This is a genomic window from Parahoeflea alexandrii, from assembly GCF_027214025.1.
Taxonomy (GTDB): Bacteria; Pseudomonadota; Alphaproteobacteria; order Rhizobiales; family Rhizobiaceae; genus Hoeflea; species Hoeflea alexandrii_A.
The window spans coordinates 480,380-492,581 of the sequence record NZ_JAPWHB010000003.1 but is presented as its reverse complement, the minus strand read 5'-3'; the positions used below and the strand labels follow the sequence as shown (position 1 = coordinate 492,581).

13 protein-coding genes are annotated in these 12,202 nt (G+C 62.6%); 4 read left to right on the top strand and 9 right to left on the bottom strand.

The window, feature by feature from the left end; genetic code table 11:
- Positions 1–68: 68 nt before the first annotated feature.
- Entirely contained in the window at positions 69–986 is a 918-nt protein-coding gene (locus O4H62_RS12845; protein ID WP_269388318.1) for a polyprenyl synthetase family protein, read from the bottom strand.
- Between the two features lie 248 nt (positions 987–1,234).
- On the opposite strand from O4H62_RS12845, the gene mtgA reads away from it, so the two are divergent.
- The 3 genes from mtgA (at position 1,235) to rpmF (ending at position 2,992) form a co-directional block, all read left to right on the top strand.
- On the top strand, positions 1,235–1,912 hold the full coding sequence (mtgA, locus tag O4H62_RS12840; protein WP_269388610.1) for a monofunctional biosynthetic peptidoglycan transglycosylase: 678 nt from the start codon (positions 1,235–1,237) through the stop codon (positions 1,910–1,912).
- Between the two features lie 75 nt (positions 1,913–1,987).
- A complete protein-coding gene (locus O4H62_RS12835) occupies positions 1,988–2,635 on the top strand; it encodes a glutathione S-transferase family protein (RefSeq protein ID WP_269388317.1) in 648 nt (215 codons plus the stop codon).
- A 171-nt stretch (positions 2,636–2,806) separates the two neighbouring features.
- A complete protein-coding gene (gene rpmF / locus O4H62_RS12830) occupies positions 2,807–2,992 on the top strand; it encodes a 50S ribosomal protein L32 (RefSeq protein ID WP_097106820.1) in 186 nt (61 codons plus the stop codon).
- Between the two features lie 312 nt (positions 2,993–3,304).
- On the opposite strand, the gene O4H62_RS12825 is transcribed toward rpmF, so the two are convergent.
- Both O4H62_RS12825 and O4H62_RS12820 read right to left on the bottom strand, forming a co-directional pair.
- Positions 3,305–3,514, bottom strand: coding sequence for a cold-shock protein (locus O4H62_RS12825; RefSeq protein ID WP_152011254.1), 210 nt, complete (start codon positions 3,512–3,514; stop codon positions 3,305–3,307).
- 267 nt (positions 3,515–3,781) lie between these two features.
- Positions 3,782–4,804: a fatty acid desaturase gene (locus tag O4H62_RS12820; protein WP_269388316.1), complete on the bottom strand. Its 1,023-nt coding sequence runs from the start codon at positions 4,802–4,804 to the stop codon at positions 3,782–3,784.
- Positions 4,805–5,030: 226 nt separating this feature from the next.
- Here O4H62_RS12820 and O4H62_RS12815 point away from each other — a divergent pair, with 226 nt between their 5' ends.
- A complete protein-coding gene (locus tag O4H62_RS12815; protein ID WP_269388315.1) occupies positions 5,031–6,230 on the top strand; it encodes an MFS transporter in 1,200 nt (399 codons plus the stop codon).
- Position 6,231: 1 nt separating this feature from the next.
- Here the strand turns inward: O4H62_RS12815 and otnI are convergent, their stop codons facing one another.
- The 6 genes from otnI to O4H62_RS12785 all read right to left on the bottom strand — a co-directional run bounded on the left by otnI (position 6,232) and on the right by O4H62_RS12785 (position 12,032).
- A complete protein-coding gene (otnI, locus tag O4H62_RS12810; protein ID WP_269388314.1) occupies positions 6,232–7,008 on the bottom strand; it encodes a 2-oxo-tetronate isomerase in 777 nt (258 codons plus the stop codon).
- A gap of 184 nt (positions 7,009–7,192) precedes the next feature.
- Positions 7,193–8,125, bottom strand: coding sequence for a dihydrodipicolinate synthase family protein (locus O4H62_RS12805; protein ID WP_269388313.1), 933 nt, complete (start codon positions 8,123–8,125; stop codon positions 7,193–7,195).
- A gap of 31 nt (positions 8,126–8,156) precedes the next feature.
- Positions 8,157–9,467 carry a TRAP transporter large permease gene (locus O4H62_RS12800; protein WP_269388312.1) on the bottom strand — a complete coding sequence of 437 codons (1,311 nt, stop codon included), beginning with the start codon at positions 9,465–9,467 and terminating at the stop codon, positions 8,157–8,159.
- Positions 9,468–9,471: 4 nt separating this feature from the next.
- Entirely contained in the window at positions 9,472–9,987 is a 516-nt protein-coding gene (locus O4H62_RS12795) for a TRAP transporter small permease subunit (protein WP_269388311.1), read from the bottom strand.
- Between the two features lie 24 nt (positions 9,988–10,011).
- Positions 10,012–11,073 carry a TRAP transporter substrate-binding protein DctP gene (gene dctP, locus O4H62_RS12790; RefSeq protein ID WP_269388310.1) on the bottom strand — a complete coding sequence of 354 codons (1,062 nt, stop codon included), beginning with the start codon at positions 11,071–11,073 and terminating at the stop codon, positions 10,012–10,014.
- Between the two features lie 236 nt (positions 11,074–11,309).
- On the bottom strand, positions 11,310–12,032 hold the full coding sequence (locus O4H62_RS12785; protein WP_269388309.1) for a GntR family transcriptional regulator: 723 nt from the start codon (positions 12,030–12,032) through the stop codon (positions 11,310–11,312).
- Between the last annotated feature and the right edge of the window lie 170 nt (positions 12,033–12,202).

Here is a 12,202-nt window from a genome sequence, read left to right as displayed (position 1 = left end):
ATTGTTAATTAAAACCCTACAGAAGCCACTTCTGCCCTAGGAAAACAAAGGAAAAACACCCGCAAGACTCAGCGCTCCCGGCTGGCGATGAAGCCGGCGGTCTGCCGCAGGGTTTCGCCTTCGTCGCCAAACGGCTCAAGCAACGACGCCGCCTCTTCGACCAGGCTGTCCAGCCGCTGCCGCACCGCTGCAACGCCGTGGAGGGAGACCAGCGTTCCCTTGCCGCGCCCGGCATCCTTGCCCGCCGCCTTGCCCAGCGTCGCCGCGTCGGAAGTCACGTCCAGCAGGTCATCCGCCAGCTGGAAGGCAAGCCCGACAATCTCGCCGAAACGGGTCATCCTTGCCAACACCTGATCGTCGGCGCCGGCGGCAATGGCGCCTGCGGCACAGGCATAGCGCAGCAGCGCGCCGGTTTTCATCGCCTGCAGCTTGACGATGCCTGCCTCGTCAGGCGCCACCCGCTCGGCATGGAGATCAAGCGACTGGCCGCCGACCATGCCGCCGATCCCGGCGGCCCGCGCCAGCTGATTGATCAGCCGCAATCGGGCGTTCGCCGGCAGGTCGGTCTCGGGCGAGGAGAGGATGTCGAACGCCAGCGTCAGCAGCGCGTCGCCGGCCAGGATCGCCGTTGCCTCGTCAAAGGCAACATGCACCGTCGGCTGACCGCGCCTGAGATCGTCATCATCCATCGCCGGCAGATCATCGTGAATGAGCGAGTAGCAATGAATGCACTCCAGCGCCGCCGCGACCCGTCTGGCGGCATGCTCCGGTGCGCCCAGGAGACGGGCCGTCTGCATCACCAGGAACGGCCGCAGCCGCTTTCCGCCGTTGAGTACGCCGTGCCGCATGGCGGCCAGCAAATGATCGGGCCGGGCGATCTCACCCTCGAGCAGGGTGTCGGACAGCAACGCTTCCAACTCCGCCGCTACCTGCTGCGCTGTCGCCTCGAGCCGTGCGGCGAAACTCTCTGTCGTATCCGTGTTCATTGCGGTCTCTTGCCATGCCGTGCGCCGGGCGGCAACGGTTTGTTTGGAGCTTTCCTACAGCCGGTTTTGACAGTCTTCGCGCCGACCGTGCCTCACCGGTCTGGTCTTGAGCCGGCAAGATCGGTATGCACGCATGTCAGAACCGCCGGCAGCGGTAACGTTCATCCGGGGAAAGCCAGTTGGCCAAGCAGAAAACCAGCCCGACCTCCAGGTCACCACAGAATTCAGGCAAGCCCGGACGCCGCTCGCTGCTCCGCCGGCTGCTGATGTGGTGCCTGGCCGTCATTGTTGTGGTTCTGCTTCTGCCCTATCTGCTGATCCCGCTCTACGCGCTGCCGCAGATCCGCCCCGTCTCCACGCTGATGCTCGGCGAAACCCTTTCCGGCCGGGCCTATGAACGGCAGTGGGCCGGTTTCGATGACATCGCCCCGGTTCTGGTGCAATCGGTGATGATGTCCGAGGACGGGCAGTACTGCGCCCATTCCGGCGTCGACTGGCAGGCGCTCAATCTGGTAATCGACGATGCGCTGGAGGGTGAAGCCACCCGTGGCGCCAGCACCATTCCGATGCAGACCGCGAAGAACCTGTTCCTGCCTTCCACCCGCTCGGTGATCCGCAAGGCGCTCGAGATTCCGCTGGCCATGTGGATGGACGTGGTCTGGTCGAAAAGGCGGCTGATGGAAATCTATCTCAACATCGCCGAATGGGCTCCGGGCATCTACGGTGTCGAGGCTGCGGCGCAAGCCTATTTCGGCGTCACCGCGAAACAGCTCTCCGCCCGGCAGGCCGCCCTGCTTGCCGTCACCCTGCCCAATCCGGTCAAGCGCAACGCCGCCAATCCGTCGCGCGGCATGAAACGCCTTGCCGGCATCATCGAGAAGAGAGCCAGCCAGTCCGGCGCATACATCAAATGCCTTTATGATTGAGTTCAGCCGAATTGGCTTTTCCGGTCTTCCTGCCCGTGCAAGAACTCGCCCCTCAATCAGCATGAGGTGCACTCCATGGCCGATCCGGTCCTCTACATTGGCAACAAGAACTACTCATCCTGGTCCTTCCGGCCCTGGATCGGCATGCGCACCGCCGGCATTCCCTTCGAGGAGAAGCTGGTGCCGTTCGACATGGCCGCCGGCAATCCGGCGTTCAGGGCGTTCTCGCCCACCGGCAAGGTGCCGGTTCTGGTTGACGGCGACGTGACCGTCTGGGAATCGCTGGCGATCCTCGATCACGTTGCCCGCAAGTACCCCGAGGCCGGGCTCTGGCCTGAAAACTTGAAGGACCGCAGCAAGGCGATGGCGATGAGTTCGGAGATGGTCTCGTCCTTCTCGGCCCTGCGCTCCGCCTGCCCGATGAACATCCGGCGCGAGCGCAAGCCGATCGAAACCACGCCAGCCATTCTTGCCGACGTGGCCCGCATCGAGGCGCTCTGGAGCGGCTGCCTCGAAAACAGCGGTGGCCCGTTCCTGTTCGGCGCCTTCTCCATTGCCGACGCCATATTCGCCCCGGTGGTCAACCGCCTCGACGTCTACGCCTTCGAGACCGGGCCGGCGGTGAGCCAGTACATGGACCGGATGAAGGCCCTGCCGGCCTGGCGCGAGTGGGAAGCGGCGGGCCGGGCCGAGCCGTGGGTCGTCGACGAGGACGAGGCCTGACCGGCAGGCCCCGGGTGACGCGGCGGCGTTTGAGTCAAAAAAACGCGCGCGCCGCTGGTCAAACCCGCAAATGCCATGTATAAGCCCGGCAAATTTCCGAAATCGGCATGTGTCAGTTTCGGCCCTTGGGTCGACCGTTGGACATGCCTGTACGCTCAATAGGAGTTTATAATGGCTGTTCCGAAGCGAAAAACCACCCCGTCCAAGCGCGGCATGCGCCGTTCCGCTGACGCCCTGAAGGCCCCGACCTATGTCGAGGACAAGAATTCCGGCGAACTGCGCCGCCCGCACCACATCGACCTGAAGACCGGCATGTACCGCGGCCGCCAGGTTCTGACGCCGAAGGAAAGCGCATAAGCTTTTCAAAGCTTTGATGGCTTGAAAGCCGGCCCTTGCGGGCCGGCTTTTTTCGTTTGTCTCTACAGCGCCGCGCATCCAATTGGATGCGCAAAGGACGCTGTAGCACTTTGAAATGATGCATGTTCGTTATCGCTCAATTGAATCCAATTGAGCGATAACGAACATGCATTAGCGATGTCCGGTCCCGGTCCGAAGCGGCTTTCGCCCCGTCAGCCAGGACCTGAAACGCAAAACGCCCGGGAACCGAAGCTCCCGGGCGAATTCAACTCAGAGCGACCAGCCTAGCCAGCCAACCTCTGGTGTGGCTTTTCAGGCAGCTTCGATGGTCGAAACTGCAGTCTTGCCTGTGCGGCGGTCTTCAGCGGTGTCGAAAGACACCTTCTGGCCTTCGGCCAGACCGCGCATGCCAGCACGCTCAAGTGCAGTTGCATGGACGAAAACGTCCTTGCTGCCGTCGTCAGGTGCGATGAAGCCGAAGCCCTTTTGGTCATTGTAGAATTTAACGGTACCGGTTTTCATGGGGGAAGTCCTTTATGTCCATGAATGTAATTTCCGGCGCAAGCGCTCTTCAAAGCGCTCGGCGCAGGCGTTCGTCATCGAGTTTAAGTGAAGTGTTGAGCGTGTCTCCGCCTCAGGCGGTGAGCGACCAAGTCGTCCGGTCCAAAAATCGATAGGCTGTTAGTACACTGTTTTTATTGCCAGCACAAGCAAAAGCGCGATCACCCCTCACGCAGGCCGGAAATCCCGGCCTGCCGGCACGATTATTCGCCGCGATCGCGGGCCTCGTCAGGCAGCCACGGCCGCCCCTGCGGCCCGGTCGCGCACCGAGCGGAACGGCACCAAGCGCCGCAGCTCCTCGTCCCACAAGGCCAGCGGAACGCAGCGCAGGCTCTGCCAGAATGTCAGCCGCCCGATCTGCGCCAGCTCCGGAAAATCCTTGAGAACCTGCGGCAGACGGTAGAACGGGATCCGGCTCGACAGATGGTGAACATGGTGAATGCCGATATTGCCGGTCACCCACATCAGCGGCTTGGGCAGATCGTAGAACGAGCTGCCGTGCAGGGCGGCATATTCCCGCTCCCATTCCGGAGCATGGTCCCAATGGGTCGGATCGAACTGGTGCTGGACATAGAACATCCACACCCCGATCGAGGCGCCGATCAGCATGATCGGCAAATGGATGATCAGGAATGCCTTGAAGCCGACCAGCATGCCGAGCGCAACCCACATCACCGCGATGGCCAGGTTGGTCGCCATCACGCTCTTCCAGGACATGATCCCGTCCTTCAGCGCCGTCACCGGCAGGCGGTGCTGCAGCATGAAGATGAAGGCAGGCCCGAGACCGAACATCACCAGCGGGTGCCGGTAGAGACGGTACTTCCAGCGCCCGACGCTTGACAGGGCCAGGTATTCCTCCACCGTCAGCGTGTCGATGTCGCCAATGCCGCGCCGCTCGAGATTTCCCGATCCGGCATGATGGATTGCATGCGACCGGCGCCAGTAATCGTACGGAGTCAGCGTCAGCACGCCGAGAACCCGGCCGACCCGGTCATTCCACTTGGCGGTGGTGAACATCGAACCGTGTCCGCAGTCGTGCTGGATGATGAACAGGCGCACCATCAGAAACGCCGCCGGAATCGAGAGCAGAAGCGTCAGGATGATGCTGTGGGGAAGCGCCAGCCACATCAACACCCAGACCGAAACCAGAAGCCCGAAGGTCAGGACCGTCTCGAACGCGCTTCGTCCGTCGCTTGGCAACCTGTAGGGCTGCAGACGACGCACCCACTCCCGCGCTGATCCTGTTACCATTCGTATGTCTCCTAGATTTGTTTCCTCGCCTGCCGGGCACTTGTTGCTGCTCTCGGCACATAGTTGGGCGGCCTTACCACGCCGTTTGCCGAAACGGCATCTTTTTCTCGCGCGATCTTCAATTCACGATGTGTCACATCGTCACTGCAAGTGTTACCAAAAGTCGGATTTACCTCTGGGCGAAACCACCTTACCTGATTTCAACCGATTAAATCCGGAGCCTTGAATGTCGACCTCCAGCCTTGTCGCACCGCCGTTGCTTTCCCCGCAAAGATTGGCTGTTTCCCTGATGTTTCTCGCCAATGGCTTCGTGGTGGGTAGCTGGGCGCCGAAGATCCCCGAGTTTGCCGCCCGTCTGGACCTGGACGAGAGCGCCCTCGGCCTGATGATCATGTGCTTCGGCATCGGCTCGCTCTGCGCCATGCCGGCCGTCGGCGCGATGATTTCGAAAAACGGCTCGCGCCGGATCATGCTGCTTGTCGCATCGGCGACGATCCCCTGTCTGCTGCTCGTCACACTCGCGCCGTCGATCTGGACCGCCGCCGCCGCCCTGTTCCTGATGGGCGCGCTGATCGGAGGCATGGATGTCGCCATGAACGCCAACGCGGTGGAGGTGGAAAAGCGCCAGGCCCGAGCCATCATGTCGTCCTGCCACGGCTTCTGGAGCCTCGGCGGTGTCGCCGGCGCAGCACTCGGCGGGATCCTGATCGAGCTTTACGACGTTCATCTGCACGCCATGGTGGCCAGCCTTCTCACCGCCGTCGCGGTGGTCATCGCCTGGCCCCGGGTCATTGCCGACCCGCCGCACAAGGCCGCCCACGACGCCAGCCAGGCATCATCCGGCGTGTCCAGGCCAAGCCTGCTCACCGCCGGCGCCACCGTCTGGCTGACCGGCATCATCTGCCTGATCATGATGACGCCCGAAGGCGCCATTCTCGACTGGGGCGCGCTCTATTTGCGCCAGGAACTCGGCGCCGATCCGGCTCTGTCCGGCCTCGCCTTCGGCGCCTTCTCCGCCGCCATGGCGCTGATGCGGTTTCTCGGCGACCTGGTGCGCGACCGCTTCGGCGCGGTCAGGACCTTCAGGGTATCGGCGGTTCTCGCCATGATCGGCCTGACCTTGGCGGGACTGGCGCAATCGCCGCAGATGGCCATTGCCGGCTTCGCCATTGCCGGACTGGGATTTGCCAACACCGTGCCGATCGCCTTTTCGGCAGCCGGCAACTTTCCCGGATTGCCGCAAGGGCTGGCGATCTCGGTGGTCACCTTCATGGGCTATTCCGGCATCTTGTTCGCGCCGTCGGTGATCGGCTTTGTCGCCGAGCACACCGGTTTTTCAGTGATCTACCTGACGCTTCCGGTGTTCGTGATCATGCCGCTGGTGTTCTCCGGCCTGATGCGGCATGCCGACAGGCAGGCGGGCTAAGCTATTCGTCCCTGAAGGCCTGCAGCCAGCCGAGACCGTCCAGCGTTCCGGCCGCAGGCCGGTATTCGCACCCGACAAAGCCTTCGTATCCAAGCTCGTCCAGGGTTCTGAGAATGCGGAAATCGTCGAGCTCGCCGGTTCCGGGCTCGTTACGCGCCGGCACCGAGGCGATCTGCACATGACCGATCAGCGGCATCAGTGACTTGAGCCCCGTCAGCACGTCGCCATGCAGGATCTGCCGGTGGTAGATATCGAACTGCAGCCTGACATTGGGACGGCCGATATCCTCGATCAGCCCCGCTGCGCGGTCGAAATCATCGAGGAAATAGCCCGGCATGTCGCGCCCGTTGATCGGCTCGATCATGATCGTCACACCCTGTTCCGCCGCCGCATCGGCTGCAAAGGCAAGCTGCTCCCGGTAGCAGGCCTGATGCGCCGGATCGGACGGATCGGCAATCCCGGCCATCATGTGCAGCCGCGGCGTTCCGATGATGCCGGCATAGTCGAGCGCGATCTCCACCGACCGGCGAAACTCTTCCTTCCGCCCGGGCAGGGCCGCCAGCCCCCGCTCGCCCGCCTCCCAGTTGCCCGGCGACAGGTTGAACAGCGCCTGCTCAACGCCTGCCATGCGACGCCAGTCCGCTATGTCCTCGGCCGGATAATCATAGGGAAACAGGAATTCCACCGCATCGAAGCCCGCATTCGCAGCGGCCCGGAAACGCTCGGGAAACGCGTGTTCGGTAAACATCATCGACAGATTGGCGGCAAAACGCGGCATCGGCAGCTCTCACGGAATCACGGATCTTGCCGCACTGTCACGTGTCCGGCGCGGCGGCACATACTTCGCCGGAACCGTCCGTCACCACAAGTCCTGAAGAAAAAACCGCCGGATCCGATTGCGGATCCGGCGGCTTGAATGTCGGCAAGAACCATCAGCGGCGCCGAAGCGCCAGCCGTGCCGGTCAGGCGTTCCAGTTGGCGTACCAGTCCTTGAACAGCCGGTACTGGTTCTCGGCATACTGCCGCTGCGAGTCCGTCAGCACGTCAGTCTCGTTGAAGTGCAGCGTGTACTCGGTGTCGCCATTGAGCACCATGAGATGCTTGTAATAGAGCACCAGGTCCGCGCCTTCGTCGAACGAGGACAGTACGCCGAGCGCTTCTTCCAGTTCCTTGGCCCGCACCCGTGCCTTGGCATCGCCTGTTGCCGCCTTCTTGCACAGATCCACCAGTTGCAGCACTTCGCGCGGCAGCGCATTGCCGATGCCGGTGATCGCGCCGGTGGCGCCGCAATTGACGAAGCCGTGATAGACATTGGTGTCGACGCCCACCATCAGCGTAACGCTGTCATCCGCCGACGTGATGTTCTCCGCCGCGTAGCGCAGATCCGCAGCACCGCCGAACTCCTTGAAGCCGATCAGGTTGGGATGGTCCTTCCTGAGCGCGAAGAACAACTCGGCACGGGTTGCAAACCCGTAATAGGGGCTGTTGTAGATCACCGCCGGCAGCTCGGGCGCCGCCGACAGGATCGCCCGGAAATGCGCCGACTGGGCATTGACCGAGCTGCCGCGCGACAGCACCCGCGGGATCACCATCAGCCCCTGTGCGCCGACTTTCGCGGCATGGGCCGCATGCGCCACCGCCGAAGCGCTGTTGATCGCGCCCGTGCCAACCACCGTCGGAATGCCTGCGGCAACCAGGCGCTCGACGCCTTCCATCCGCTGTGCGTCGGTCAGCAGCGGCCAGTCGCCCATCGAGCCGCAATAGACCACCGCCGACATGCCGGCGGCGATCAGTTCCTTGCCCTTGCGCACCAGCGCGTCGAAATCCGGGCTCCGGTCGGGCTTGCAGGGTGTCATCAGGGCCGGCATGCAGCCGGTGAAGATCGAATTGTCCATCAGGGTCTGTCCTTTTCAATGAACCGTTGTTTTAGAAGCCCACGATCTGGGAAGGAAGCCAGGTCGCCAGCGCGGGAAACAGCGCCACCGCCAGCAGCGTCAGGATCTGCAGCCCGATAAACGGCACGACGCCGCGGCACATCTGGCCATAGGTCATGTCGGGCGGGGCGATGGATTTGAGATAGAAGATCGAGGACGCCATCGGCGGGGTCAGGTAGCTGGTCTGGATGACGATGATCATCATGGTCCCGAACCAGACCGGATCGATCCCGGCCTGCCGGATGAACGGCGTGAACAGCGGCACCGCGATCAGCACGTTGGCCGTCCAGTCGAGCACGAAGCCCAGGAGCAGCACGATCAGCAGGAAGAAGACAATCATGCCGACATCGCCGAAACCCGCCGCGTCAACGAAGGAGCGGATCATGCGCGATCCGCCATTGGCAGCGAACGTGCCCATGAACATGGTGCCCGCAGCCACGATCAGCAGGATCATCGCCGATATCCGCACCGTGATCTTCAGCGAGTCGAACAGCATCGCCAGGTTGAAGCGGCGATAGAAGATGCTGAGCAGCGTCGCACCGACCGCGCCAACGGAGGCAGCTTCGGTCGGCGAGGCGATGCCGGCGAGCAATGATCCCAGCACCGCAAAGATCAGCGCGCAGATCGGCAAGAGAGATGTCACCGTGATCCGCAGCTTCTCGCCAAGCGCCATCTCCGGCTCGGCATCGGCCGCCGGGGGCTGTGGCGGCGCGATCACGCCCTGGATGATCAGGTAGACGATGAATAGCCCGACCATCAGCAGGCCCGGCAGCATCATCCCGGCAAGCAGCTCCCCCACCGACATCTGCGCCAGCGAGGCGTACATCACCGCGATCACCGATGGCGGGATCATCGTGCCGAGCGAGCCGCCGGCGCAGATCGTGCCGGCGATCTGGCTGTTGCGGTAGCCGCCGCGCTGCATCGCCGGGATCGCCATCATGCCGATCATCACCTCGACCGCACCGACCACGCCGGCGGCGGCGGCGAACACCGCGCCCATGGCGATGGTCGCGACGGCAAGTCCGCCGGGCAGGCGCGACATCCAGATCTGCATCACCTTGAACAGCCGCTCGGCAATCCCGGAACGCTCCAGGATTGCGCCCATGAGCACGAACATCGGAATGGCGGCCAGAATGAAATTCGTCGAGGCTGAATAGAACGCGCCGTAGAGCTGGGCGAAGGCGTTGGGGCCGAATTTGGCGATCCCGGCAGCGGCTGAGACGATGGCCAGCGAAAACGCGATCGGGATGCCGGTCAACACCAGCACGAACAGCGCGGGAAACATCAGGGCGGCGATGGTCATCGGCTCAGGCTTCCAGTTTGAACGGCTGGTCTTCGTCGCCGCGGAACACCCGCAGGCCATGAACCAGCTGCTGCAGGGTCAGCGCGATCAGCCCGAGCGCGAGAATCGAGTAGAAAGGCCACATCAACGGCGCCCAGGGGCTCACGCTCTCGACCTCCGATGTCACCCATGCCCGCCAGGCCCGCTCGATGGCAAACTTCGACAGCGCGCCGAAGATCGGTGCGATCAGGAAGACGAACACGAAGCCTTCCAGCTTGCGGCGAACGCCGATCGGCATCTTCTGGGCCAGAAAATCGATCCGGACATGCGCATCCTGCTTGAGCGCATAGGCCGCGCCCAGAACGAACAGCGTGCCGGTCGCCATGTAGGAAATGTCGAAGGCCCAGATGGTCGGCGCGCCGAAAACATAGCGCGCCGCCACTTCGTAGATCATCGAGAAGACCAGAACCACCGTCACGATTTGAGCGATCCAGGACAAGAGACGGGAGAATGCGTCAACAAGATTGAAGAGCCTGGTCATGACGGCGTGTTCCGTATTCTCGGGTTAGTCCTGGTTGCGGACCAGGTAGCTGCTCTCGGCGGACCACAATGACTTGAAAGCCATGTAATCGGCAAGAATGTCGGACATCTCTGCCTTGCCTTCGGCCTTCTGCGCTTCCGCGGTCTTCGAGATCCAGTCGACGCCGGCATCGGAAAGCTGCTTGATGAACTCGGGCGACAGCGTGATCACCTCGTTCTTGCCCTTGCGGTAGCTGTCCATGGCGACGACGTCATCGCCGTAGAAATGCACCAGCGCCTGCATGGTGGTGAGCTCGGCGGCCTTTTCCAGAAGCGGCTTCAGATCGTCGGGCAGCGCGTCCCAGGTTTCCTGCTTGAGCACGACTTCCCACAGGAAGGTCGGCTGGTGAACGCCCGGAACGATGATGTACTTTGCCGCTTCATGGAAACCTTCGGGCATGTTGGCCGACGGTGGGCCCCATTCGATCAGGTCGACGCCCTTGCGCTGCAGCAGGGTGTAGATTTCCCCGGGCGGCACGACGGTCGGGACGGCACCGAAATATTCTTCCATCACCTTGGCCCATGGACCGGAGGTGCGGTACTTCATGCCTTTGAGGTCCTCGGCCTTGGTGATCGGCACGTTCGAATGCGCCATCACTTCCGAAGAACCGATGCCGACGATCAGGTTCTTGAACCCGTCCTTGGCGCGCAGCGCGGCGAGCTTTTCCTTGCCGCCCTTTTCGTAGATCCAGGTGATGTAGGCTTCAGGGCCCATGCCGCCGGGGAAGCCTGCGAAAATGGCGTTGGTCGGATCCTGGTTGACCAGGTAGCTCGGGGTCGAGTGACCGGCCTGGACGATGCCGTCGCGCACGCCGTCATAGACCTGCAGCGCGGGAACCAGGACGCCGGCGCCGAACGGCTCGATCAGTACGCGGCCATTGGTAAGCACATCGACATTGTCGGCGAAGCGCTCGAGGAAATTGACATAGAACGGCGACCCTTCGGGCACCGAGGTCGGCACCTGCCACGTGACTTCCTGCGCCACCGCCGGCATCGCCGCGACAGACAGCATGGAGATCAGCGCCCACTTTCTGACTTTCTCAAACATAGGACCCTCTGTTTTCTGACCGCGCGGCGCGCGGACCGTATGATGGTGTTCTGACTGGAGGGACGATAGCCGCTGGCGCGGATGCCCCTTCCCGTCTCCCCTCTATGGAGACAGCCGGAGTATAGATAATTGTATTTTTATTGTCGACAATAAATATTCTTTGCATCACCGCGCGCCTTAAGGCTCGCCGGACATCGGGTCCGGCGGCTTGGAAATGGATCAAGAATGTCGCTGTTTCAGAGACTTATCCCGGCATTCAGCCGGCGGTCTTCGGTGATGTAAGTCTGGATCTGCCGCACGATCTGCTGCGCATGCGCCTGGGCGATCCGGTCGGCAGCGTCGATGTCCTGCCGGTCGATCGCCGCGATCATGTCCTCGTGCTCCTGCAGGTACATGCGCGGCAGGGCGTCATTGTGGGAGGAATAGTAGAGCCGCAACAGCCGCCGGCCTTCGTCGAGCAGACGGCTGAAAAGATCGGTATAGTAGCGGTTGCGGCCTGCCTGCGCGATCCGCACATGGAAATTGCGGTTTACCTCGATCATCGCCGGCACATCGCGCGCCTCGACCGCGTGCGTGTAGCCCCGCTGCAGTTCGCGGATCGCCTCAAGGTCGTCGTCCGTCCGGTTTGCCGCCGCCAGCCGGGTTGTCACCCGGTACATCAGCGACAGCGCATCGAAGAACTGCGACAGGTTGGGAAAATCGATCGGCGCGACAATGGTGAACCGGTTCGGCAAGGTCACCACCAGCCCTTCGCCGGCGAGCTTGACCATCGCTTCGCGCACCGGGGTCCGGGAAATGCCGAACCGTTCGGCGAGCTTGACCTCGTCAACCGGACTACCGGGCTCCAGCGTCAAGTTGAGGATCTCGTGCCTGAGCGTATCGTAGACCGCACCGACGCCCTGGCCGCGCTTGCGCTTGGCCTCGGGAATCTGTGCCGGCACCGTATCTTCAAGGCTCATGATTCACTCCAGCTTGCCGCTCTGACATTGCGGACCACTACAACTCCAGAGCGTCAAACACAATTCCCGGCGGCAATGGAGAAACATCCTTGCGGAATGTCGCCGGGCGCACTCCCTGGGAATTGCCAGTGTGCCCTGATTTCATGGCGGTTGTGAGACCGGTTGGCCCG